The 23,481-nt window shown below is 71.7% G+C and carries 18 protein-coding genes and 2 pseudogenes; 12 read left to right on the top strand and 8 right to left on the bottom strand.

Translation table 11 applies throughout. The features are described from left to right. Positions 1–59: 59 nt before the first annotated feature. Complete coding sequence (gene rfbC, locus ACGFW6_RS03535; protein WP_393504222.1) at positions 60–662, bottom strand: dTDP-4-dehydrorhamnose 3,5-epimerase; 603 nt, start codon at positions 660–662, stop codon at positions 60–62. A 4-nt stretch (positions 663–666) separates the two neighbouring features. After that, positions 667–2,610 carry a glycosyltransferase gene (locus ACGFW6_RS03530; protein WP_393504220.1) on the bottom strand — a complete coding sequence of 648 codons (1,944 nt, stop codon included), beginning with the start codon at positions 2,608–2,610 and terminating at the stop codon, positions 667–669. A gap of 194 nt (positions 2,611–2,804) precedes the next feature. Here ACGFW6_RS03530 and ACGFW6_RS03525 point away from each other — a divergent pair, with 194 nt between their 5' ends. Then, positions 2,805–3,305: a metallophosphoesterase family protein gene (locus ACGFW6_RS03525; RefSeq protein WP_393504218.1), complete on the top strand. Its 501-nt coding sequence runs from the start codon at positions 2,805–2,807 to the stop codon at positions 3,303–3,305. Positions 3,306–3,522: 217 nt separating this feature from the next. Here ACGFW6_RS03525 and ACGFW6_RS03520 read toward each other — a convergent pair whose 3' ends face one another. Then, positions 3,523–4,635, bottom strand: a complete 1,113-nt coding sequence (locus tag ACGFW6_RS03520) for an XdhC family protein (protein WP_393504216.1) — start codon at positions 4,633–4,635, stop codon at positions 3,523–3,525. 332 nt (positions 4,636–4,967) lie between these two features. Here ACGFW6_RS03520 and ACGFW6_RS03515 point away from each other — a divergent pair, with 332 nt between their 5' ends. From ACGFW6_RS03515 to ACGFW6_RS03505, 3 genes are all read left to right on the top strand, one after another. Continuing rightward, positions 4,968–5,324 (top strand): DUF6479 family protein, encoded by a 357-nt coding sequence (locus ACGFW6_RS03515; RefSeq protein ID WP_393504214.1) that lies wholly within the window; start codon positions 4,968–4,970, stop codon positions 5,322–5,324. An 87-nt stretch (positions 5,325–5,411) separates the two neighbouring features. Further along, the gene (locus ACGFW6_RS03510) at positions 5,412–5,762 is read left to right on the top strand and encodes a hypothetical protein (protein WP_393504212.1); all 351 of its coding nucleotides are present in this window, start codon (positions 5,412–5,414) and stop codon (positions 5,760–5,762) included. Between the two features lie 231 nt (positions 5,763–5,993). Next, entirely contained in the window at positions 5,994–8,111 is a 2,118-nt protein-coding gene (locus tag ACGFW6_RS03505; protein ID WP_393504210.1) for a SpoIIE family protein phosphatase, read from the top strand. 7 nt (positions 8,112–8,118) lie between these two features. Here ACGFW6_RS03505 and ACGFW6_RS03500 read toward each other — a convergent pair whose 3' ends face one another. After that, positions 8,119–8,640 carry a hypothetical protein gene (locus ACGFW6_RS03500; RefSeq protein ID WP_393504208.1) on the bottom strand — a complete coding sequence of 174 codons (522 nt, stop codon included), beginning with the start codon at positions 8,638–8,640 and terminating at the stop codon, positions 8,119–8,121. A 278-nt stretch (positions 8,641–8,918) separates the two neighbouring features. Here ACGFW6_RS03500 and ACGFW6_RS03495 point away from each other — a divergent pair, with 278 nt between their 5' ends. From ACGFW6_RS03495 to ACGFW6_RS03480, 4 genes and pseudogenes are all read left to right on the top strand, one after another. Continuing rightward, on the top strand, positions 8,919–10,970 hold the full coding sequence (locus ACGFW6_RS03495) for a GTP-binding protein (protein ID WP_393504206.1): 2,052 nt from the start codon (positions 8,919–8,921) through the stop codon (positions 10,968–10,970). A 73-nt stretch (positions 10,971–11,043) separates the two neighbouring features. Then, positions 11,044–12,903, top strand: coding sequence for a cellulase family glycosylhydrolase (locus ACGFW6_RS03490; protein ID WP_393504204.1), 1,860 nt, complete (start codon positions 11,044–11,046; stop codon positions 12,901–12,903). A 65-nt stretch (positions 12,904–12,968) separates the two neighbouring features. Continuing rightward, positions 12,969–13,205 (top strand): annotated as a pseudogene (locus tag ACGFW6_RS03485) (MerR family transcriptional regulator); the annotation flags it as partial. 5 nt (positions 13,206–13,210) lie between these two features. After that, positions 13,211–14,337, top strand: a pseudogene (locus ACGFW6_RS03480) (glycosyltransferase). Here the strand turns inward: ACGFW6_RS03480 and ACGFW6_RS03475 are convergent. After that, entirely contained in the window at positions 14,338–15,591 is a 1,254-nt protein-coding gene (locus tag ACGFW6_RS03475) for a YncE family protein (protein ID WP_393504202.1), read from the bottom strand. A 187-nt stretch (positions 15,592–15,778) separates the two neighbouring features. On the opposite strand from ACGFW6_RS03475, the gene ACGFW6_RS03470 reads away from it, so the two are divergent. Next, positions 15,779–16,441, top strand: coding sequence for a TetR/AcrR family transcriptional regulator (locus ACGFW6_RS03470; protein WP_393504200.1), 663 nt, complete (start codon positions 15,779–15,781; stop codon positions 16,439–16,441). 29 nt (positions 16,442–16,470) lie between these two features. Here the strand turns inward: ACGFW6_RS03470 and ACGFW6_RS03465 are convergent, their stop codons facing one another. Continuing rightward, positions 16,471–17,694 carry a glycosyltransferase gene (locus ACGFW6_RS03465; RefSeq protein WP_393504198.1) on the bottom strand — a complete coding sequence of 408 codons (1,224 nt, stop codon included), beginning with the start codon at positions 17,692–17,694 and terminating at the stop codon, positions 16,471–16,473. 211 nt (positions 17,695–17,905) lie between these two features. On the opposite strand from ACGFW6_RS03465, the gene ACGFW6_RS03460 reads away from it, so the two are divergent. Next, positions 17,906–19,870: a ricin-type beta-trefoil lectin domain protein gene (locus ACGFW6_RS03460; protein ID WP_393504196.1), complete on the top strand. Its 1,965-nt coding sequence runs from the start codon at positions 17,906–17,908 to the stop codon at positions 19,868–19,870. Between the two features lie 10 nt (positions 19,871–19,880). Here ACGFW6_RS03460 and ACGFW6_RS03455 read toward each other — a convergent pair whose 3' ends face one another. Then, the gene (locus ACGFW6_RS03455) at positions 19,881–20,204 is read right to left on the bottom strand and encodes a hypothetical protein (RefSeq protein WP_393504194.1); all 324 of its coding nucleotides are present in this window, start codon (positions 20,202–20,204) and stop codon (positions 19,881–19,883) included. Further along, positions 20,201–21,823 (bottom strand): cytochrome c oxidase subunit I, encoded by a 1,623-nt coding sequence (gene ctaD, locus ACGFW6_RS03450; protein ID WP_393504192.1) that lies wholly within the window; start codon positions 21,821–21,823, stop codon positions 20,201–20,203. Before ctaD ends, ACGFW6_RS03455 begins: the two co-directional genes overlap by 4 nt. Positions 21,824–21,928: 105 nt before the next feature. Here ctaD and ACGFW6_RS03445 point away from each other — a divergent pair, with 105 nt between their 5' ends. Then, positions 21,929–22,462: an RNA polymerase sigma factor gene (locus ACGFW6_RS03445; protein WP_393504190.1), complete on the top strand. Its 534-nt coding sequence runs from the start codon at positions 21,929–21,931 to the stop codon at positions 22,460–22,462. Further along, positions 22,455–23,444, top strand: a complete 990-nt coding sequence (locus tag ACGFW6_RS03440) for a CU044_5270 family protein (RefSeq protein ID WP_393504188.1) — start codon at positions 22,455–22,457, stop codon at positions 23,442–23,444. The genes ACGFW6_RS03445 and ACGFW6_RS03440 overlap by 8 nt, the downstream gene beginning before the upstream one ends. Positions 23,445–23,481 lie beyond the last annotated feature (37 nt).

The following is a 23,481-nucleotide window of genomic DNA, read 5'->3' as shown; positions in this document are numbered from 1 at the left end:
CGCGCCCCTTACGGCGTTGCCGGTCCCGGCGCCGGGCGGGGCCGTTTCGTGTCCCGGCGTCAGGTGGGGCCGTTTCGTAGGTGTTCGTAGTGGGCCATGCAGGTTTCGTAGGTCGGGAGCAGGCCCGCCTCGCGGGCCTGGGCCAGGGACGGGGCCTGGGCGTCCTTCGGGGACAGGACGGGTGGGATGTGCTCGGGCCAGTCGATGGCCAGTTCCGGGTCCAGCGGGTTCACCCCGTGTTCGCGCTCGGGGGCGTAGCCGGTCGAGCACAGGTAGACCACCGTGGCCTCGTCGGTGAGGGCCATGAAGGCGTGGCCCAGTCCCTCGGCGAGGAACAGGGCGTGGTGGCTGTCGTCGTCGAGGCGGATCGCCTCCCAGCGGCCGAAGGTGGGGGAGCCGACGCGGATGTCGACCACCACGTCCAGGACGGCGCCGTGCAGACAGGTCACGTACTTGGCCTGTCCCGGCGGCACGTCGGAGAAGTGCACTCCGCGCAGGACGCCCCAGCGGGAGACCGAGCAGTTGGCCTGGGCCAGGCTCAGGTCGTAGCCGGTGGCCTCGCGGAACTCCGCGCCCCGGTACCACTCGTGGAAGCTGCCCCGGTCGTCCGGGAAGACCTTGGGCTCCAGTGCCCACGCGCCCTCGATGCCGAGCGAGCGCATGCCGTCACCTCCTGCCGGTCCGGGCCCGCAGCCGGGTCGCGGTACGGCCCAGTGCGGTACCGAGCCTGCGCCGGGCCCTGCGGACGAGTCGTCGGAGCGCGCCTGGCCCGGGGACGCGGACGACGCGCACCCCGCCGACGCCCGGGCCGGCGCGCAGGGCGAACGGCAGGGCGAGGAAGCGCGGTCCCGGCGTGCCGAGCGCCACCCGCCAGGTCGTGCCTCGCAGGTCGTCCAGGGGCAGCGCCGCCTCCAGCAACGCGCCGGAGACCCGCGGGGAGAGCGTGGCGGGCACCTGGAGGGTGGCGCGGGAGGAGGAGGTGAGACGGAGGGCGGCCTCGGCGCCGTCGCCGGGGACGTGGAACGGCAGCGGCATCCGCAGCCGCCCGCCCGCGGTCGTCACGTCGTCCGGGGAGAGCGTGCCCAGCCCCAGACGGCCGGTCGCCCGGTCCACGTCGAGGGCGAGGTGCGCGTGCGGCGAGGTCCAGTACGGCAGGACGACATGGCCGCCGGCCAGCGCCGGGGGCGGCGTGGGGCGGGCTCCTCGCGGCGCCGGACCGAGGCGGCACTCCTTGGTCCAGCCGCCCAGCCGGACACGCACCAGGGCGTCCCAGACACCGGCCTGGGGGAGGGCGGCGGGGTCGACGGTGGCCGTCGCGCGCAGCACCAGGCGGACCCGGCCGTCGTCACCGGCCGGCACCTCCTCGCGGGTGAACTCCACCGGCTGGAAGTACTGGGCGGCACTGGCCCGCTCCCGCACCAGCAGATCCGCGGTCGCCTGCTGGAACCGGGCGGCGGTGTCCGCGCTCACCCACGCGACGGCGGCGGCCAGGTCGCCGGGCGCACCGTCCAGCGGGGCGGGCGCCGTGCCGGCGACGAAGGTCATCGGCTCGGCGGCGGAGGTGTACTCGGCGCTGAAACCGACCCGCAGCCGGCCGTCCTCCCAGGCCACGCGCTCGGGGACGGCCGTGAGGGCGATGCCGGCCTCCCACTCGGCGAACGCCTCGACGTCGTCGTACCGGTCGGCGGTGATCAGTGCGGCGACGACCTGCTGCGTGGGCTGGAGCCCGGACGCGACACCCGGACCGAAGCGTTCCACGACGACCTGGTGCATCTCGGCGAACAGCTCGCGGCGGTAGTCCGCCGGCAGGGCGAGCAGCCGTCGCGCGCGCATCCGCTCGACCATCTCCACCCGCAGCCAGCGCCGGAAGAGCCGGTCCCGCAGTGGTCCCGGCTCGGTGTACTGCTCGACGACGTCCAGGGCCTCCCGCAGGTTCTTGAAGTAGCCGCCGGGATCGAAGCGCTGGAATCCGGCGTTCGAGGCGTCGTCGCGGCGGACGTGGTAGTAGCAGACGTAGTCGCCGAGGACCGAGACGTTGGCGGCGCGCAGGTACGCCTCCGTGACGAAGACGTGGTCCTCCAGGCGCCGCGGGCCCTCCGGGAAGCGCAGCCCGATGTCGTCGAGGAAGGCGCGGCGGAACATCTTGTGCGGGGTGAGGCTGTCGATCAGCGGCGCGTTCTCGACGGTGGCCCTGGGGTGGTTGCGGCGGAACAGCTCCACCGGGACGCCGCGGCCCTTGCCGGCCATCTTGCCGACGACGACGTCGGCGCCGTGGGCCACGCCGTAGTCGTACATCCGCTCCAGGGCCTCGTCGCCGAGGTAGTCGTCGTTGTCGACGAACATCACGTACTCGCCCCGGGCGGCGCCGATGCCGACGTTGCGGGGCTTGCCCGACCAGCCGGAGTTCTCCTGGTGAACGACGGTGACCCGGGACTCCGCGGCGGCGAGCGCGTCGAGCCGGGCGGGTGTCTCGTCGGTGGAGCCGTCGTCGACGAAGATCACTTCGTATTCGTCGGGGGGCAGCGACTGGCGCAGGAGGGAGTCGATGCAGTCCTCGACATAGACCCCGGGGTTGTACACGGGCACGACCACGCTGACCTTGATCGGCATCGGTCTCCGAGCCCCCTAGGGGTCGCTGGGCGTTTGCGTCAGATTACGGCGCTCGTGGCCAGATGCTAACCCTGTATCGGCTTTTGTCCACCGCTCAACGACACGGCGTGGCACGGCGAATCGGCGGCTCGGGGAGGTCGTACGAGCGGAGAACCGGCAGGTCGGTGATCCCTTTCCGCCGGTAGCCTGGCGTCGTGCGTCTGCTTCTGATGTCCGACACCCATCTGCCCCAGCGCGCCAAGGCCCTGCCCGATCGGCTGCTCGCCGAACTGCCGGGCGCCGATGTCGTGTTCCACGCCGGGGACTGGGTGGACACCGCCACGCTCGACCTGCTGGAGAGGCACAGCGCCAGGCTCGTCGCGGTCCACGGCAACAACGACGGGCCGGATCTGCGGGCGAGGCTGCCCGAGGTGGCGTACGTCGAGCTGGGCGGTCTGCGCTTCGGGGTCGTCCACGAGACGGGCCCGGCGCAGGGCCGCGAGGCGCGCTGCGCGGCCCGCTTCCCCGATCTCGACGTCCTGGTCTTCGGCCACAGCCACATCCCGTGGGACACCACCGCCGCCACCGGCCTGCGCCTGCTGAATCCGGGCTCTCCCACGGACCGCCGCCGACAGCCGCACTGCACCTACATGACGGCGACCGTGTCCGGAAGCGGCCTCGAGGACGTGGAGCTGCACCGGCTGCCACAGCGCTGACGCCCGGCGTCAACGGGGCATGCGCCCGCACAGGATCCGGGCCGCTCCGTGTGCAGGGAAGCGGCCCGGGCGCTGCAAGTGCGCTGTCATGGACCTCCTTCCCGCTCAGAGGCTGTGCTCCGGGGGCAAGAAATGCCTCCGACGTGGCGCGACTACCCGTACGCCCGCGCCTTACACATCGGCCGTCGGCCGAGTCGCCGGCCGGGCCTCGCCCCGGTCACCTCCGGCGGGTGCCGCGCGGGTGGATCGCCCCCGCGGTCGCCGTCAGCGGCGTACCGCTGCCGCCCCAGCGCAGCGCGACGATCTCGGCGGCCACGGACACCGCGACCTCCTCGGGCGTACGGGCCCCCAGGTCGAGCCCGACCGGCGAGCGCAGCCGCGCCAACTCCCGCTCGCCGAGGCCCGCTTCGGCCAGCCGCCGCATCCGGTCGTCATGGGTGCGTCGGCTGCCCATCGCCCCGATGTACGCCGCCGGGCGCCGCAGCGCCTCCTGGAGCAGCGGCACGTCGAACTTCGGGTCGTGGGTGAGCACGCAGATCACCGTGCGGTCGTCGGTGTCCGTGCCGCTCAGGTAGCGGTGCGGCCAGTCCACGACGACCTCCACGCCCTGCGGGAAACGCCGCGGCGTGGCGAAGACCGCGCGCGCGTCGCACACCGTGACCCGGTAGCCCAGAAAGTCACCGATACGGGCCACGGCGGCCGCGTAGTCGATCGCGCCGAAGACCAGCATGCGGGGCGGCGGGGCGAACGAGTGCAGGAAGACGGTGACCGCGTCCTCGCGCCGCTCGCCGTGCGGACCGTAGTGCCTCAGGCCCGTGGCGCCCTGGGCGAGCTCGCCGCGCGCGTCGGCGCTCACCGCCACGTCCAGGCCGGGCGTGCCCAGCGTGCCCGTCACCCGGTCGGGCCACACGGCGAGCGTCGCACCGCGCGGCGCCGGCCCGTCGGTCACCGTCGCCACGGTCACCGGGCGGCCCGCCGCGACCGACTCCGTGACCTCGCCGAAGGCCGGGTCGTTCTGCGGCGTCACGGGTCGCACCAGCAGGGTGATCTCGCCGCCGCAGGTCAGCCCGACCGCGAACGCGTCCTCGTCGCTGTACCCGAAGGTCTCCAGCCGCGGCTCGCCGCTCGCCACCACCTCACGCGCGAGCTCGAACACGGCACCTTCCACGCACCCGCCCGACACGCTGCCCACGACCTCGTCGCCGGGGCCCACCGCCATCGCGGCACCCGGGTCGCGCGGCGCGCTGCGGCTGGTGGCGACCACGGTGGCCAGCCCGAACGGCGCTCCGGCCGCGTACCAGCCACCGATCACCGGGAGGATGTCACGCATGACCGCGGGTCCTCCTCGTGGGTCGGACGGACCGGGTCGCCGGGTCAGCGGCCCTGGTGACGGCCGGTCAGGTCCCCGTGGTGTCACCCGGGGCCGGCCCGGAGCGCGCACCGGCGTGCCGAGCGCGCCGCTTCCAGCAGTATCGACCGTGCGGCGGCGAAGTTCATGCGCGCCGACCGCGCCGACCGCGCCGACCGCGCCGACCGCGCCGACCGCGCCGACCGCGCCGACCGCGCCGATCCCGGGGCCGGGCGTTCGGTGGAGCTCGCGGGCGCTTCGGTTCACCCGGTTCACCCGGTTCACCTGTGGTGCCCGGGGGTACTCGCGCGCCCATGGACATCGCAAGGACGGACATCGCCGCGGAAGGCGCGCTGGGCATCGGCCTGGTCGTCGCCGGACTGGTCGTCGTAGGGCTGCTGCTCGGAGGCTTCGTACTGGGGTACCGGGTCAGGCGCCGTGAATCCGCTCCGCCGCGCCCCGAGGAACAGCCCCGACTGCCCGACGAAGGGCCGGTGCGGGAGGTCCGGGAGCGCCGGGAGCCCGACGTGGTGCCCAGGAGCGACCACCGGCTGACCCCGCACGAAATGCCCGGACACGGCAACATGCCCTCACGTCGCAGCTCGTTGAAGGGGCGGCGGCGGTGGAACGAGGGCCGCAGCGGCTCGTTCGGCAGCGGTGGCTCGGGCTGAGTCCCGCCGTCACCCGCGGAACGGGTCGTCCGACCGGCCCCGTGGCGTCCGCCGATCGGGGCCGTCGCACCCAGGGAAGTGAGAGCCATGGCGGATCCCGCCCGTAACACCCTGCCGCTGCCCGACTACGACCATCTGCCGATCGGCGGGCTGGAGAGCCGGGTACGGTCGCTGTCCTCCGGGGAGGTGGAGGAGCTGATGGCCTACGAGCGCTCGCACGGCGACCGGCTCCCGGTCACCTCACTGCTGGCCGCACGTCTGGATCAGCTGGACGCCGGTGCCGAGCCCACCTCCGGCGATCCGGGCGCCCTGCGGCCCGAGAGCGGCGCCCGCCGTGCGGGTTCCCCGGCCTCGCCCGCGACATCGGCGCAGCCCTTCAGCCCGCCGCCGCACGGCACCCCCGACCAGCGCGGCAGGCCCAAGGGCGACCGCGCCTGACGGCCGGGCTCCAAGGCCCGAGCCCCGAGAGCCGGAACTTGCCCCGGACTCGGCGGCCGTGGACCCGGTGCCCGTGAGACCGGTGACGCCGGCCTCACAGGCCGCGTTCGGGGAACGCCGTTCGACCCGCCTGTCACGTGCCGAGCACTCCCCAGGGGCGTAACGTCGCCATATGGATCAACTCGGGTAGACGCGGCCGTGCCGTGCCGCGTCCCGAGGGGAGCGGAAGGCATGACCGCTACGGGAGATCCGGCCCTCGGCGCCGACGCGCTGGATGCCGCGTTCGCCGAGACGATGCGCCGGACCGGAGCGTCGATCGGCGCCCTGTACCTGCTCGCGCCGGACGGGCCGGTGCTGTACCTGGACGTGCTGAGCGGGATGCCCGTCGACTTCGCCGCACCGTGGACCAGGGTTCCGCTGGCCTCCCCGGCGCCCGTGGCCGACGCCGTCCGCGAGGACCGTGTGGTGTGGGTCGGCAGCCAGGAGGAGATGGTCCGCTGCTACCCCCGCACCGCCCTGGCACTGCCATACCCGCTGGCGCTGGCGGCGGCGCCGGTGAGCGGCGCACGGACCTGGGGATCCCTGCTGCTGATGTGGCCGGCCACCCGCCCGCCGTTCATGACGCGCCGGGAACTGGGCAACATCAATTCCAGTTGCCGTCGGCTCGCGCGGCTGCTGGAGGAGGGCGCCGGGCGAGCCGGCGCCGCCGCGCGCGGCGAACGGCCACGCGTCGTCTCCGCCACCATCCGTGGCCGCGCGGCGAGTCCGGAGCCGGCCGTCGCCGACTTCGTCGAGCGGCTGCCCGGCGGCAGTTGCGCCCTGGACCTGGAGGGGCGCGTCACGTACGTGAGCTCGGGCGCCTGCGAGCTGCTCGGACGCGAGGCCGGTGAGCTGCTGGGCACGCTGCCGTGGCAGTCCGTGCGCTGGCTCGACGACCCCACCTACGAGGACCGCTACCGTGCCGCGGTGATCAGCAGGGAGCCCGTCGCGTTCACCGTGTGCCGCCCTCCGGACCACTGGCTGGACATTCACCTGTACCCGGACGCCGGCGGCATCAGCGCCCGTATCGTGCCCGCCGGTGCCCAGGCGCCGCCGGCGCCCGCGCCCCGCCGCTCCACGAGCACCGTCACACCGGCCCGCGCCGGCCGGCTGTACCAGCTCACGCACCTGGCCGCCGGCCTGACCGAGGTGGTCGGCGTCCAGGACGTCGTCGATCTGGTCGCCGACCAGATCATGCCGGCCTTCGGCGCCCAGGGCCTGGTCCTGTCCACCGCCGAGGCCGGCCGGCTGCGCATCACCGGTCACCGCGGCTACTCCGCCGAGACCATCAGGCGCCTCGACGGCCTGCCGCTCGACACCACGTTCACCCCGGCCGGACAGGCCCTCGGCAGCGGAGTCCCCGCCTTCTTCGCCGACCCCGAGGAGATGCGGCGCACCTACCCCGAGGCCCCCCTGGTCAGCGGGAAGAAGGCCTGGGCCTTCCTGCCGCTGATCATCTCCAGCCGGCCCGTCGGCGTCTGCATCCTGTCGTACGACAGCCCTCACGAGTTCCCGGCCGAGGAACGCGCCGTCATGACGTCGCTCGCCGGACTCATCGCCCAGGCCTTCGACCGCGCCCGGCTGTACGACATCAAGCACGACCTCGCCCACGGCCTCCAGGAGGCCCTGCTCCCGCGCGGCCTGCCCGCGCTCGACGGCCTGCGGGTCGCCTCCCGCTACCTGCCCGCGACCCGGGGCATGGAGATCGGCGGGGACTTCTACGACCTGATCCGGCTCGGCGACAGCGCCGCGGCGGCCGTCATCGGCGACGTCCAGGGGCATAACGTGGCGGCCGCGGCCCTGATGGGCCAGGTGCGCACGGCCGTGCACGCCCACGCGACCCTCGGCACGTCCCCCGACCAGGTCCTGCACCGGACCAACCGGCTCCTGACGGACCTCGCCCCCGACCTGTTCACCAGCTGTCTCTACGCGCATCTCGACCTCGGCCGCCGCCGCGTGACACTCGCCAGTGCCGGCCACCCGCCGCCGCTGCTCCGCCTGCCCGACGGCGACACCCGGGCCGTCGTCGTCCCGCCCGGACCGCTCCTGGGCATCGACCCCGACGCCGTCTTCCACCCGGCCGAGATCCCGCTCACCGAGGGCATGCTGCTCGCCTTCTACACCGACGGTCTCGTGGAGACACCGGGCATCGACCTCGAGGACGCGATCAGCCGTCTCGCGCAGCACCTCGCGGATGCCGACGACCGTGACCTGGACCGGCTCATCGACACGCTGCTGGGCGGCGCCGCCTCCACCGCCCAGCGGCTCGACGACATCGCCCTGCTGGTGCTCCGGAGCGAGCAGCGCTGAGCGTCGCTCAGACCGTGCGCAGCGCAGGCCCGATCTGCCGGCGGCGCAGTTCCTCCAGCGCGCCCTGCTGCCGTCGGGCCCGTTCGAGGAGGTGGTCGAGGAGGTCGGGGTCGAGGCGCTGCTCGACGTCGGCCAGGTCACGCAGCGTCTGCCAGGCGGCCGCCTTGCCCTCCACGCCCACCCGCAGCGCCTCCAGCTCCACCAACGGGCTCAGCGGGGAACGCCGTACGAGCCGGCCGTTGCTCTTCCACCGGCCCGCCCGCTCGGCCACCCGGCCGGCGTAGATCTTGTAGTGCCGCACCGGGATGTCGAGCCGCTCCATGAGGTCGAGCAGCATGGCCCGGTCCTCGGTGATCTCGGCGGAGATCGGCTCCATCGCCGTCGCGAGGTCCGTGCCCCGGTACGACCGTGTCATGTGGCGTGCCCGCTCGGCACCGCCGGTGGCGCCCGCCAGATGGTCGTTGAGGTAGACGCCCAGCAGTGTCGTCCCCGTGTGGGTGTGCGCGTCGGATCGCGTTCGGTGGTTCATGGCGTGTCCCTTTCGCCGCGGGGCCGGTGAGCGTTCGCGACCGGGCCGCGATGGGCGGGTGTGCCCCGGGTGCCCGTCGTCCTCGGCAGGAAACGCAGGCCACAGGAGGGAGAACCGTTTCCGCCGTGCGGCGGTCCCGCGTTTATTCCGTTGCCGCCGTGCGACCGGGTCTGCTGCACTGCTCGGACCCGTCGTCACACGGCAAGGAGCCACGATGCGCACTGCGTTCATGTCCCCCCAGGCAGGAACCACCCCCTCGTCAAAGGACATGACGCTTCGTGCACTTGCTCAACCTCGGAATCCTCGCCCATGTCGACGCCGGTAAGACCAGCCTGACCGAGCGCCTGCTGCAATCGGCCGGCGTGATCGACGAGATCGGCAGCGTCGACGCCGGGAGCACACAGACCGACTCCCTCGCGCTGGAGCGGCAGCGCGGCATCACCATCAAGTCCGCGGTCGTGTCGTTCACGTGGGACGACGTGACGGTCAACCTCATCGACACCCCCGGCCACCCGGACTTCATCGCCGAGGTCGAGCGGGTGCTCGGAGTCCTCGACGGTGCCGTGCTGGTCGTCTCGGCCGTCGAGGGTGTCCAGCCGCAGACCCGCGTCCTGATGCGCACGCTGCAACGGCTGCGTATCCCCACGCTGGTGTTCGTCAACAAGATCGACCGACGCGGCGCCCGGTACGACGCCGTCCTGCGGGCCGTCTCCGAACGGCTCACCGCGGCCGTCGTCCCGATGGGCACGGCCACCGCACTCGGCACGCCCGCCGCGCGGTTCCTGCCCGGCCTCGGCACGGCGGCGCTCGACGTGCTGGCCGGCCTCGACGACGACCTGCTGACCGCGTACGTCGAGGGCGAGGTCACCGGCGAACGCCTCCGCGCCGCCCTGGCCGCCCGCACCCGTGAGGCGCTCGTGCACCCGGTGTACTTCGGCTCCGCCATCACGGGCGCCGGGGTGGACGCGCTGAGCGTCGGCATCAGAGAACTGCTGCCCGCGGCGGCCGGTGACCCCGGCGGTCCCGTCTCCGGCACCGTCTTCAAGGTGGAGCGTGGCCCGGCGGGGGAGAAGGTCGCCTACGCGCGGATGTTCTCCGGGACGCTGCGCACCCGGGACCGGATCCGCTTCGGCGCGTCCGAGGCGACCGGCGCGCCGGCCGACTCGAGTGACGGGGGCGGCCTCGCGCACAGCACGGCCACGCCCGGCCACGGCGACACGCGTGCCGAAGGCCGTGTCACCGCCATCAGCGTCTTCGACCGGGGCACGGACGTCAGGGTGGCGCAGGTGGCGGCCGGCCGGATCGCCAGACTGTGGGGCCTGGCCGACATCCGGATCGGCGACACGATCGGCGAACCCCGCAAGGCGTACGGGCACTTCTTCGCCCCGCCCACCCTGGAGACGATCGTCGCCCCGGCCGACGGCGTGGACCGGCGGGCCCTGCACCGCGCCCTCACCCGGCTGGCCGAGCAGGACCCGCTGATCGACCTGCGCCACGACGAGGTGCGCCAGGAGACCTTCGTCTCCCTCTACGGCGAGGTGCAGAAGGAGGTCATCCAGGCCACGCTCGCCGACGACTTCGGACTCGACGTCACCTTCCGCGAGACCACGCCGCTGTGCATCGAGCGGCCCGTCGGCTCGGGCTCGGCGGTGGAGTTCAACAAGAAGGACGGCAACCCCTTCCTCGCGACGGTCGGCCTGCGCGTCGACCCCGCGCCGGCCGGGTCCGGCGTGGAGTTCCGGCTGGAGGTGGAGCTGGGTTCGATGCCGTACGCCTTCTTCAAGGCCGTCGAGGACACCGTCCGCGAGACCCTCGGCCAGGGGCTGCACGGCTGGCAGGTCCCCGACTGCACGGTCACCATGACCCACTCCGGCTACTCGCCCCGGCAGAGCCACGCCCACCAGGGCTTCGACAAGAGCATGTCCAGCACCGGCTACGACTTCCGGGGTGTGACCCCGCTGGTCCTGATCGAGGCGCTGCGCCGGGCGGGCACGCGGGTGCACGAGCCTTTGCACCACTTCCGCCTGGAGGCGCCGAGCGACACCCTGGCCGCGCTGCTGCCGGTCCTGACCAGGCTGCGCGCCACTGCGCAGACCACGCAGACCCGCGGCGCCTTTTGCCGGTTGGAGGGCTCGGTTCCCGCGGCCCATGTCCATGAACTGGAGCAGCAGTTGCCGGGACTGACGCGCGGTGAGGGCGAGCTGGAGAGTGCCTTCGAGCACTACGCGCCCGCCCCGCGCGGCACGCTCCCGCAGCGCCGCCGCACCGACCTGAACCCGCTGAACCGGAAGGAGTACCTGTTGAACCTGACGCGCAGAGTGGGCAACTGAGCTGACAGAGAACCAACTTACTCGTGAGTCAGAAGTATTGACGGTGTCCTGATATCACCAGACTGTAGTGGACATGCCGAACATTCGGACGCGTCTACTGGTTGTCCTGGTCGTCCTCTTCGGATCCCTCACGGTGGCGGGCCCCTCTCCCGCCACCGCCGCCTCCCTGCCCGACTCCCTCTGGTTCGACGAAGCGCCGCTCACCGTGCGGAGCGGTCGCTTCGTCGACGCCCACGGCCGCGAGGTCGTCCTGCGCGGCTACAACGTCTCCGGCGAGACGAAACTGAAGGAGAACAACGGCCTGCCCTTCGCGTCGACCGCCGACGCGAGGAAGTCCGCGACCGCGCTGCGCGCCCTCGGCGGCGGCAACTCGGTGCGCTTCCTGCTCTCCTGGGCCTATGCGGAGCCCGTGCGCGGCCAGGTCGACACGACGTACCTCGCGAAGGCCACCGACCAGATGCGTGCCTTCCTGGACGCCGGGATCCGCGTGTACCCGGACTTCCACCAGGACCTCTACTCACGCTGGCTGTTCGACACGGACAGCTGGTACACCGGCGACGGCGCCCCCGAATGGGCCGTCGACCTCGGCGACTACCCCGACGAGTACTGCGGGATCTGCCCGTTCTGGGGTCAGAACATCACCTCGAACGAAGCCGTCAAGCAGTCGACGTACGACTTCTGGCACAACGAATACGGTCTCCAGGACGCCTTCCTCGACACCGCTCAGGAGACGATGACGTACCTGAGGCAGAACCTCACCGCCGACCGGTTCGCGGGCGTCGTCGGCTTCGACCCCTACAACGAGCCGCACGCCGGAAGCTACGACTCCGGGCAGAGCAGCCGCACCTGGGAACGGGACGTGCTCTGGCCGTTCTACGAGAGGTTCCGGGCCCGCATGGACGCGGCCGGCTGGCAGGACAAGCCGCTCTTCGCCGAGCCGAACCTCTTCTGGAACGCCAACCTGGACTTCCAGAAGCAGGAGGGCGGCCTGCTCGACGCCGGCCCACTCGGCCCGCGCTATGTGTTCAACACCCACTTCTACGACCAGAAGGCCATCTCCGGCATCTTCATGTGGGGCAAGGCGGCCGACGGCCAGTACGCCGGCGACTTCGGGACCGTCCGCGACCGCGCCGCCGCCACCGGCACGGCCGCGATCATCAGCGAGTTCGGGCACCCGCTGAGCGGATCCGTCTCCGACAAGGCGCCGACGGTCTACAAGGCGATGTACCAGGCCCTCGACTCCCGTGTGAAAGGCGCGAGTTGGTGGTCGGACTCAGCGGGCTCCGGTCCCGTCCTCTCCGGCTCCCAGTGGCAGTGGGACATCTACAACGGCCGCCACCACGAGCTGATGAACGACAACCCGGACAAGGTGCAGACCGCCGGCGACGCCTGGAACGGCGAGGACCTCTCCGCCGTACGCCTCGACAACTCCGGCACGCCGGTGCTGCGCCAGGACGCCCGGCTGCTCGACCGGATCTACCCGAGCGCCACCTCCGGTACGACGGTCGCCTTCACCTACGAGGACCGCTCCCGGGACGGCGACACCACCCTGACCTGGAACCCGGTGCCGAGCTCGCTGCCCGGCGTGGCCCAACTGGTCGGATCCGGGCAGTACGGCCTGCTGCTGTGGCGCTCGAACAGCGGCACGGCCCCGACCGAATTGCACCTCCCGGCCTCCTTCCCGACCGGGTCCACCACCGTGGTCTCCGACCTGGGCACGGTGTACGCGCCCCCGTCGTACACCGCGGCCACCCCGGTCGGCGTGGCCGCGGAACCGGGCGGCACGGGCAGCCGCCGGCTGCTGCTCGGCGACACCGACTCCGGCGTCCCGCACTACGCGCTGGTCACGAACGGGGCGAGGGAGCCCTCGGCCGAGCTGCTGAACGCCGCCCGGTCGGAGCTCTCCGCCTGGGCGGCCCGCACCACCGGATGACGAACGGCGTTTGACCCTCCCCTTACGTCAGGCTGCACCCTGGACCTCGACGAAAAGGCAGGTGAATGAGCTACTCCGTGGGGAGGGTCGCGGCCTTCGCCGGGGTGACCGTGCGCACGCTGCACCACTACGACCGGGCGGGACTGCTCTCGCCCGGTGGCCGCAGCGGCGCCGGTTACCGGCTGTACGACGACGCCGACCTGGCCAGGCTCCAGCAGATCCTCTTCTACCGCGAACTCGGCTTCTCGCTCGACGAGATCGCCGCGATCCTGCGGGACCCGCAGGCGAACGCCCTGGAGCATCGGGACTGCGGGAAGCCGGGCACGAGGTCACCGTGGCCACGACGGACGCCTTCGCCCCCCAAGTGCGGGAAGCGGGCCTGGGCTTTCGGAGCCTTTCCGGCCGCCCGTGGACGCAAGGCGGCGTCGCGGGGCGGCGTGAACTGCTGCGCACAGCCGCCGCGTTCGTCACCGAACTCGGTCAGGGCTTCGCCGACGCGGTGGACGAGCGCACGGATCTGCTCCTGCTGTCGACCACCACGGCGCCGCTCGGACTGCACGTGGCCGAGGCCATGGACATCCCGGCCGTCGGCGCCCACCTCCAACCCACCGCCCCGACCGGCGACTTCCCGCCCACCGTCATGGGCACCCGCTCCTTCGGCCGCCTCGGCAACCGCGCGGCCGGCCGCCTCGCCCTGCGCATGGCCGACCGGGTCTACACGGATGCCGCTGCCGCGCTGCGCCGCCGCCTCGACCTGCCACCCCTGACCCCGGCCCGGATGCGCCGACGTCAGGAGAGGGCGAACCTGACCGTCCTGCACGGCTTCAGCACGGCGCTGGTGCCGCGCCCGTCCGACTGGCGCGAGGGACTCGACGTCGTCGGCACCTGGTGGCCGTATCTCGCACCGGACCGCCGGCTGCCCGCCGAGGTGGAGGACTTCCTCGCGGCCGGAGCGCGCCCGGTGTTCATCGGGTTCGGCAGCATGGCGGCCGGACACGGCGAGCGCCTGAGCGAGATCGCCGTCGAGGCGCTGCGCGGCGCCGGGCTGCGGGGCATCGTGCAGGCCGGCAGTGCCCGGCTCGCGGTCGACGCCGACGACGTCCTGACCGTCGGCGACCTGCCGCACGCCCTGCTTTTCCCCAGGGTGGCCGCGGTGGTGCAGCACGCCGGAGCGGGCACCTCGGCGGCCGCGTTGCGCGCCGGAGCGCCCTCGGTCCCGGTGCCGGTGACCGCGGACCAGCCTGGGCGGACCGGCTGCACGCGATCGGTGCCGCCACCGCCCCGATCCCCTTCGCCTCCCTCACCGCCGGGAGGCTCGCGGACGCGCTGCGCCGGACCGTGCGGCAGCAGGCGTACGCCCGTGCCGCCTCGGTCGCCGCACGGCACATGGCGACCGAGGACGGGGTGGGCGCGGTGCTGAAGGCCCTGGGCTGATCAGCTCGCCGACGGACTCGTCCAGCCGCTCTGCACATGCCCGATCCGGACCCGCTGCGGGTGGTCGCCGACGGGGACCGACACCTGCTTCCGCCCGGTGGCGAAGTCGATGGCGGTGACCTGGTCGGTGCCGCTCTCGGAGACCACACAGGACTTCCCGTCACCGCTGACCGTGGCCCAGTAGGGCTTGGAGGCGGTGACGAGCGGGCCCTCCTGGAGCGTGGTGCGGTTGACGACCGTGGCGTAGTCGTCCATCGTCCCCGCGACGCACAGCTTGCTGCCGTCGGGGCTCATCGAGATGCCGTGGTGGCGTGAGTCGTTGACGAAGGTGGTGCGGTCGTCGCTGGTCGCCGGGTTCTTCGGCAGGGTCTTGGTGCGGGTGATCTTGTCGGTGGCCAGGTCGTACTCGAAGAAGCCGTTGAAGAACGACACCTGGAAGTACAGCTTCGACTCGTCCGGTGAGAACACGGCGGGGCGTACCGCGTCGGAGTAGTCCGTCAGGCCGATCGCGTCCAGCTTCGGGCGCATGTCGATGACCTTGACCTGCTGGTACGTGTTCGCGTCGACGACCGTGATGCGCCGGTCGCCCTTCGTCCAGTCCAGCCAGGGGGCATCGGTCTGCGTGTTCACGTCGCCGATCGCCATGTTGTAGATGTACTTGCCGTCCTGGGTGAAGATGTTCTCGTGCGGCTTGTCGCCGGTGCCGAACCTGCCCAGCTCCCTGCCGCTGTCGATGTCCAGGACGTGCACGGTGTTGGAGGTCGAGGCCGACACGGCGACCCGCTTGCCGTCGGGGGAGACGGCCATGTGGTCGGCGCGGTAACCGGACACGGGGAAGCGCCAGTTGACCGCACCCGTGGCCAGGTCGAGGGAGACCACGTCCGCGAAACTGGGACGCGAGACGACGACCGACTTCCCGTCCGGCGTCGAGTACATGTCGTCGACGAACTGGTCGTGCCCTTCGCCGACGCTGTTGCGGATCGCCATGAAGTAGATCCACTTGATCGGGTTCGCGTTGATCTCCGCCATCCGCTCGTCCTTGTCGGGGACGACGTCGATACGGCCGATCTTCGCGAAGTCGCCGGACGACTTGATGACGTCGGCGGTGCCGTCCCAGTTGTTGCCGACGAACAGCACCTCGCGCAGCGCGGCGTCGGAGGAGCCGGCGGCGGTGGCGGCGCTCGCGGAGGCGGAGACGGTCAGGGCGAGGGCGGCGGCTACGGAGCACAGGTGCCTGGGTCTGATGGCAGGCATGACTGCTCTCTCTTCCTCTGGAGGGGGTGGGCGTCATGAACGGGGCATGCCAAAGCGGAGCGCTGAATCTGAACACAAGTGCTTTCAGAGTCAACTTACTGAAAAGTAAGGAGGGGGTGCCCTTCTCCACAAGAGTGCGTACACGACAAAATTGATCGTCGGGACGGCGAGACGGCGGGAGGACAGCGTGGCGGGCAGGATCAAGGCGCCCACCGGCCGTTACGGCGGCAAGTCGGCCGAGGAGCGGCAGGCCGAGCGCCGCCGGCGCTTCCTCGACGCGGCGCTGCGGCTGTTCGGCGACACCCCCGGTTTCCGCGGGACGACCGTCGCGGCACTCAGCGAGGCCGCCGGACTGTCGACTCGTCAGTTCTACGAGGAGTTCCGCACCCTGGAGGATGTGCTGGCCGCCCTCCACCTCCAGGTCAACGGGTGGGCGGAGGAGGCCGTCATGGCCGCGGTCGCCGAGGCGGAGAACCTGCCCCTCGCCGAACGCGCCACCGTGATCTTCCGCGCGTACGCCGCGAACGTCACCTCGGACCGGCGCCGTATCCGCATCACCTTCGTCGAGATCATCGGAGTCAGCCCCCGCCTGGAGGAACAGCGCCTCGCCCGGCGCGCCGGCTGGATCGACCTCGTGTGCGCCGAGGTGGCGGGTGCCGTGGCCCGCGGGGAGGCGGCACCGCGTGACTACCGCCTGGCGGTGACGGCGTTCATCGGCAGCGTCAACGGGCTGCTGCACGACTGGAGCGCCGGCTGGGTGGACGCGACCCTCGACGAGGTCGTGGACGAACTCGTCCGCATCCTGCTCGGCATCCTCCAGCCGGTGGGGCCACGGCTCACCGGGCCCTGACGGCCGGCGGCGACGAGCCGGGCGGGGGCTCAGCCGCCGAGCCGGTGCACCGCCTCCAGTACGGGAGCGGTGCCGTCCTCGGCGCGCAGCTCCCCGGCCAGGGCGCGGGCCCGGTCGCCGTAGGCCGGGTCGCCGGTCGCCCGCCGCAGCGCGGCCGTGAGCGCTTCGGGCGTGAACCTGCGCAGTGGCAGGACGCGTGGGGCGACGCCGAGTGCGACCAGCCGGGCGCCCCAGAAGCCCTCGTCGAACTGGATCGGCACCGGCACCGCGGGGACCCCGGCGCGCAGTCCGGCGGCGGTCGTTCCCGCGCCGCAGTGATGGACGACGGCGGCCATCCGGGGGAACAGCGCGGAGTGCGGTACCTCGTCGATGGTCAACACGTCGTCGCCGGTGGCGGCCAGGCCGCCCCACCCCCGTTGGATCACCGCCCGCAGCCCGGCGGCGCGCACGGCACGTACGACCTCCGCGCTCAGCCCCGCCGGATCGGGCACGGTCGCGCTGCCCAGGCCCACGAACACCGGCGGCGGGCCCGCGTCGATGAAGTCCCGCAGCTCGGCCGGGAGTTCAGCGGTGCCGTCGAAGGGCCACCAGTACCCCGTCACCCGCAGATGCGGGCCCCAGTCGTGCGGCCGGGGCACCACCAGGGAGCTGAAGCCGTGGAGCACGGTGCCGTCCGGTCGGCCGCGTCGCGCACCGCGAGTCCGTTCGCGCTGCAGGCCGAGGCGGGTGCGCGCGTCGGGGACGGCCGCGGAGAAGACCCGCTCGATGGCCAGGTTCACGGCATGCCCGCCGACCCGGTTCGGCAGGCTGCCCCAGGAGCCGCCGCCGAGCATCGCGGGCGCGAACTCCCGCGTGGGTGCGAGGGGCTGGAGCGGCAGATCGATGCTGGGCAGGGACAGGCCCTCGGCGATGACGTGTCCGAGCGGCGCGGTGGAGGGGGCCAGGAGCAGGGCGTCGCTCCGCCGCGCGGCGGCCAGCATGTCGTCCGTCAGTGACCCGGCCAGACTCCGGGCCAGACCCACCACACGCACGAGCTTGCCGAGGCCGGTTCCGCTGCGGTGCAGACTCCGCCCACGCGCGGACTCCAGCTCCGCCCGTGGGTCGATGGGCAACGGGTGGAACCGTACGCCTGACCTCGTGACCAGCCGCTCGAAGCAGCCGTGCGTCACCAGGGTCACCTCGTGCCCGGCCCGGGACAGGGCGTGGCCGAGTCCGGTGTAGGGAGCCACGTCGCCCCGGGAGCCCGCTGTCATGATCGCCACCCTCACCTCGCCAGTATGGCGGCGCCGGGCCGCACGAGCGCCAACTGGACGCGCGAACGGGCGACTTCAGGTCCGTCCCATCCGTTGACTTCCCCCTCTCGCGGCCCTAATTTCGGCGCCACGCGTTCGATGTTCCGAATCATGTTCGAAATGACGAACCCTTTCGTCTCCGCTTCCCCCGCTTCCCGCGTGAAGGAGCCGCATGAACCCCCCGCCCCGCACCACCCTGGTCCACCGCCTCAGATCCGCCGTCACCCGCGCCCTGGTCCTGGCGCTCACCGCGACGGCCGCCCTGCTCTTCGCGTCACCCGCCCCGGCGCAGGCCGCCACGACGGCCCGGCAGATCCCGGTGCCCGCCGCCCCCATGGGCTGGGCCTCCTGGAACGCGTTCGCCGCCAAGGTCGACCACGGCGTGATCAAGCGGCAGGTCGACGCGTTCGTGGCGGCGGGACTGCCCGAGGCCGGCTACGAGTACATCAACATCGACGAGGGCTGGTGGCAGGGCACCCGCGACGGCGCCGGCAACATCACCGTCGACGAGACGGAGTGGCCCGGCGGGATGAAGGCCATCGCCGACTACATCCACAGCAAGGGCCTGAAGGCCGGCATCTACACCGACGCCGGAAAGGACGGCTGCGGCTACTACTTCCCGACCGGACGCCCCGCCGCGCCCGGTTCGGGCAGCGAAGGGCATTACCAGCAGGACATGCTCCAGTTCTCCCGCTGGGGCTTCGACTTCGTGAAGGTCGACTGGTGCGGCGGCGACGCCGAGGGCCTCGACCCGAGGACGACCTACCGGGCGATCAGCGACGCGGTGGCCGCCGCGACCGCCACCACGGGCCGCCCCCTCGCGCTCTCCCTGTGCAACTGGGGCTACGACAACCCCTGGAACTGGGCGCCCGGCATGGGTCCGATGTGGCGGACGAACACGGACATCTTCTTCCATGGCGGCACCCCGGCCTACAGCAACGTCCTGACCGCCTTCGACCGCAACATCCACCCCACGGCCCAGCACACCGGCTACTACAACGATCCCGACATGATGGTCGTCGGCATGACGGGACTGACCGCCGCCCAGAACCGCAGCCACATGAACCTGTGGGCGATCTCCGGCGCCCCGCTGCTCGCCGGCCTCGACCTCACCACCCTCACCGCCGAGACGGCGAGCATCCTCACCAACCCGGAGGTCATCGCCGTCGACCAGGACCCGCGGGGCCTCCAGGGCGTGGAGGTGGCCGAGGACACCGCCGGCCTCCAGGTGTACGGCAAGGTCCTCGCCGGCAGCGGCAATCGTGCCGTCGTCCTGCTCAACCGCACCTCGACCACGCAGAACATGACCGTCCGCTGGTCCGACCTCGGCCTGACGAACGCCACCGCGACCGTCCGCGACCTGTGGGCCCGCCAGAACGTCGCCACCACCGGCACCAGCCACACCGCCAGTGTCCCGGCCGGCGGTTCCGTGATGCTGACCGTCACCGGCGGCACCGAGCAGTCCGCGAGCACCTACAGCGGCACGTCGAGCTTCTCCGGGGTGGTCGCGGGAAACGCCGGTCCGAAGACCGTCGAGGTCTCCTACACCAACAGCACCTCCACCGCCCGCACGGCCACGCTCACCGTCAACGGCCAGACCCCGACCAAGGTCTCCTTCCCGCCGACCGGCGCCGCCGCGGGCAACATCTCCGTCAACGTCACGCTCGCCAAGGGCAACGCCAACACGATCGCCTTCACCGGCGCCCCGGCTCTCGAAGGCATCGCCGTCCGGCCGCTGCCCGGCGCGAACGGCACCCTGATCACGGGCACCGGGTCCGGACGCTGTGTGGACATCGACGACAACACCATCGCCAACGGCACCGACGCCCAGCTGTGGGACTGCAACGCCGGTCAGAACCAGGTGTGGCGGTACCACAGCACCCGCAAGGCACTCGTGGTCTACGGCAACAAGTGCCTGGACGCCTACAACCTCGGCACCACCAACGGCACCCGTGTCGTCATCTGGGACTGCAACGGCCAGAACAACCAGAAGTGGAACCTGAACGGCGACGGCACCCTCACCAACGTGAACGCCGGGCTCTGCCTCGACGCCAACGGCGCCGCCACGGCCAACGGCACGAAGCTGGTGCTCTGGGCCTGCAACGGCCAGGACAACCAGAAGTGGACGGTGAGCTAGCGCGGCAGGACTAGGCGAGGGACACGAGAAGAACCCCGAGGACCACGGCACAGGTCAGCAGCCAGCAGGCCAGCATCCTGCGCCGCAGATGGCGGTACGTCGCCTCGTACTCGTCCCGCAGGCTCCCGGCACGCTCCGCCGTCCGCTGCCAGGAGAGCCGGGCGAGTGCGAGGTACTCCGCCTCGAACCGCCGCTCCACCTCGCCCCGCTGCCCGTCCGTCAGCCAGTGCAGCGGGGCGCTGAAGCGAGCGGCGGCCGTACGCCCCTCCTCGCGGGTCGCGGCGAGCAGCAGATGCCCCTCGATGTCGTTGAGGAATCCGTCGGTGACGCTCACAGAGCGCTCAACTCCTTCTTCTCCGGCGCGGGGGCGTGATGCAGATCGAACGCCGGGGACTCGGACCGGATTCTCGGCAGGGACAGGAAGTTGTGGCGCGGCGGCGGGCAGGACGTGGCCCACTCCAGCGAGCGGCCATAGCCCCACGGGTCGTCGGCCTCGACCTTCTTGCCGTATTTCGCGGTCTTCCAGATGTTGTAGAAGAACGGCAGCAGGGACGCGCCGAGCACGAACGAGAACACGGACGACAGTGAGTTGAGCGTCGTGAGACCTTCCACCGCGAGATAGTCCGGAATCCGGCGCTGCATTCCGTTCACGCCCAGCCAGTGCTGGACCAGGAAGGTGCCGTGAAAGCCGACGAACAGCGTCCAGAAGGTCATCTTGCCCAGGCGCTCGTCGAGCATCTTGCCGGTGAACTTGGGCCACCAGAAATGGAATCCGGCGAACATCGCGAACACGACGGTGCCGAAGACGACGTAGTGGAAGTGCGCCACCACGAAGTACGAGTCGGACACGTGGAAGTCCAACGGCGGCGAGGCCAGGATGACACCCGTCAGACCACCGAAGACGAAGGTGATCAGGAAGCCGACCGCCCAGAGCATCGGTGTCTCGAAGGACAACGAGCCCTTCCACATCGTTCCGATCCAGTTGAAGAACTTCACGCCTGTGGGGACGGCGATGAGGAACGTCATGAAGGCGAAGAACGGCAACAGCACACCGCCCGTGACATACATGTGGTGCGCCCACACCGTCACGGACAGACCCGCGATCGAGATGGTCGCCGCGATCAGACCCATGTAGCCGAACATCGGTTTACGGGAGAAGACCGGGATGACCTCACTGATGATGCCGAAGAACGGCAACGCGATGATGTACACCTCCGGGTGCCCGAAGAACCAGAACAAGTGCTGCCACAGCAATGCTCCACCGTTCGCCGCGTCGAAGACGTGGGCGCCGAACTTGCGGTCCGCCTCCAGCGCGAAGAGCGCCGCCGCGAGGACGGGGAAGGCGAGCAGGACCAGCACCGCGGTCAGCAGCACGTTCCACACGAAGATCGGCATGCGGAACATCGTCATGCCGGGCGCGCGCATGCAGATGATCGTGGTGATGAAGTTGACCGAGCCGAGGATGGTGCCGAAGCCGGAGAAGGCCAGGCCCATGATCCACATGTCGGCGCCGATGCCCGGCGAGCGGACCGCGTCGGAGAGCGGGCTGTAGGCGAACCAGCCGAAGTCGGCCGCGCCCTCCGGAGTCAGGAAGCCACCGACCGCGATGAGCGAGCCGAACAGGTACAGCCAGTAGGCGAACATGTTCAGCCGGGGGAAGGCCACGTCCGGCGCGCCGATCTGCAGCGGCATGATCCAGTTGGCGAAGCCGGCGAACAGCGGCGTCGCGAACATCAGCAGCATGATCGTGCCGTGCATCGTGAACGCCTGGTTGAACTGCTCGTTCGACATGATCTGCAGCCCGGGCCGGGCGAGCTCGGCGCGCATGAACAGCGCCATCACGCCACCGAGGCAGAAGAAGCCGAACGAGGTGACCAGATAGAGCGTGCCGATGGTCTTGTGGTCCGTGGTGGTCAGCCACTGGACGGCCTTGAAGTCTTTGATCCTCTTCACGCCCCGCCTGTGTCCGCACCCCACGCGCACGTCACACTCGACTGACGCGACGAGCATCACGAAAGAGGGTGTGACGATCCGGCCGGTGCCGGACACGAACGGAACATGAGCAACGACGAGACCTTCGCCGCTGCCTATCGCGAGCACTACTGGGCGGTCAGCCGCTATGTCGCGCGGCGACTGGACGGGCGTACGAGTGAGGTCGAGGAAGTGGTGGCCGAGGTGTTCACCGTGGCGTGGCGCCGCCGGGCCGACCTGCCGGCCGCCCCGCTGCCCTGGCTGTACGGCGTGGCACGCAACTGCCTGGCGAACGCGGTACGCGGCTACGGCCGCCGCCGGCGGCTGGTCGACCGGATGGGCAACGACCATGCCGCGCACGGCCGGCACATCGTGGACAGCCCCGACACGGAAGCGCCCGGCGCCTGGGTGCACGAGGCGCTGGCCCGGCTGTCGGCGGCCGACCAGGAGGTGCTGCGGCTGACGGCGTGGGAGGAACTCGGCGTCGAGGAACTCGCCGTCGCCCTCGGCTGCGGCAGCCGGGCCGCCTCGATGCGGCTGCACCGCGCCCGCCGCCGGCTGAGAGCCGAGATAGACCGTGTGAGCCCGACGACCGTGCCCAAGGAACGAAGCCATGGCTGACGAACTCGAACTGTTGCGCCGAGCCAACCCCGTACCGGTCGACGGCCCCCACCACGGCGACGGCCCGCTGGACCACACCGCCGAACGACACCTCGACCGGCTGCTGCGCGAGCGCCCGGCGGCGCCCCGCCGCCGCACCCGGCTGGCCTGGGGCCTCGCGGCGTCCGCCGTGGTCGCGGCGCTCGTGTCGGCACTGCTGTTCACCGGCCAGACCACCGCCCCCGCGGCCGCCGCACCGCGCCCGCTGGTCGTGCGGGCCGACTCCACGCCCGTGTCCATGGCACTGCTGGCCGAGCGCGCCGAGCAGGCGGCGTCGCAGGACTCGCCCGAGCTGCGCAAGGGCACGCACGTGCAGTCGTGGAGTCTGGCCATGAGCGACCAGGACCCGCCGATCACCCTGCCGCAGGAGACGATCGTGCGCTGGAACGCCGACGACAGCCACACCGAGCTCGTCGTGGCGACCGACCCCCGCCACCCCGGCAGGCCGGTCCTCACCGACGAGGGCGGCGCACCCCGCCTCGTCGACGACGGCCACGTCCTCAGCAGGCGGACCTACCCGCCGAGTTGGAGCGACGCCCCGCCCGAGTCGCCGCCACCGCACGAGGCGGCTGCTCTGCACGACTACCTGGAGGAGGCCGAGCGTGCCTTCCTTGCGGACCACACCAAGCCGCTGTCCACCGCCGAACTCCTCGACGCCACCGAGATCCTGCTGGACCACTGGACTCTCGGCTCTCGCGAGTCGGCCGCGCTGGCCGGCCTGCTGGCGGACGCCGAGGGGCTACGGCCCGTCGGTCAGGTCACGGATCGCCTCGGCCGGCGCGGACAGGCGTACGTGTACGACGGTGAGGGCAGCCGCCGGATGCTGATCATGGACGCCGCCGACGGTTCCGTCCTGGGACTGGAGCAGACCTTCACCAGGGACGACCCCCCGTTCGGCGTGAAAGCCGGCGACGTGATGACGTACAGCGCCTGGATGCGCTGATCGGGGGCAGCTGCCGCGGCCCGGCCGACCGCAGCGC

The sequence above is a fragment of the Streptomyces sp. Y7 genome (assembly GCF_043195415.1).
GTDB lineage: Bacteria > Actinomycetota > Actinomycetes > Streptomycetales > Streptomycetaceae > Streptomyces.
This window is presented reverse-complemented; position numbering and strand designations above follow the sequence as displayed.

What these genes read in the sequence shown, in the direction of transcription:
- ACGFW6_RS03515 (WP_393504214.1), top strand. Translation starts at nt 4,968, where the DNA reads ATGGACATCGCAAGGACGGACATCGCCGCGGAAGGCGCGCTGGGCATC.
- ACGFW6_RS03510 (WP_393504212.1), top strand. Translation starts at nt 5,412, where the DNA reads ATGGCGGATCCCGCCCGTAACACCCTGCCGCTGCCCGACTACGACCAT.
- ACGFW6_RS03530 (WP_393504220.1), bottom strand. Translation starts at nt 2,610, where the DNA reads ATGCCGATCAAGGTCAGCGTGGTCGTGCCCGTGTACAACCCCGGGGTC.
- ACGFW6_RS03520 (WP_393504216.1), bottom strand. Translation starts at nt 4,635, where the DNA reads ATGCGTGACATCCTCCCGGTGATCGGTGGCTGGTACGCGGCCGGAGCG.
- ACGFW6_RS03475 (WP_393504202.1), bottom strand. Translation starts at nt 15,591, where the DNA reads ATGCCTGCCATCAGACCCAGGCACCTGTGCTCCGTAGCCGCCGCCCTC.
- rfbC (WP_393504222.1), bottom strand. Translation starts at nt 662, where the DNA reads ATGCGCTCGCTCGGCATCGAGGGCGCGTGGGCACTGGAGCCCAAGGTC.
- ACGFW6_RS03500 (WP_393504208.1), bottom strand. Translation starts at nt 8,640, where the DNA reads ATGAACCACCGAACGCGATCCGACGCGCACACCCACACGGGGACGACA.
- ACGFW6_RS03460 (WP_393504196.1), top strand. Translation starts at nt 17,906, where the DNA reads ATGAACCCCCCGCCCCGCACCACCCTGGTCCACCGCCTCAGATCCGCC.
- ACGFW6_RS03490 (WP_393504204.1), top strand. Translation starts at nt 11,044, where the DNA reads ATGCCGAACATTCGGACGCGTCTACTGGTTGTCCTGGTCGTCCTCTTC.
- ACGFW6_RS03465 (WP_393504198.1), bottom strand. Translation starts at nt 17,694, where the DNA reads ATGACAGCGGGCTCCCGGGGCGACGTGGCTCCCTACACCGGACTCGGC.
- ACGFW6_RS03505 (WP_393504210.1), top strand. Translation starts at nt 5,994, where the DNA reads ATGACCGCTACGGGAGATCCGGCCCTCGGCGCCGACGCGCTGGATGCC.
- ACGFW6_RS03440 (WP_393504188.1), top strand. Translation starts at nt 22,455, where the DNA reads ATGGCTGACGAACTCGAACTGTTGCGCCGAGCCAACCCCGTACCGGTC.
- ACGFW6_RS03445 (WP_393504190.1), top strand. Translation starts at nt 21,929, where the DNA reads ATGAGCAACGACGAGACCTTCGCCGCTGCCTATCGCGAGCACTACTGG.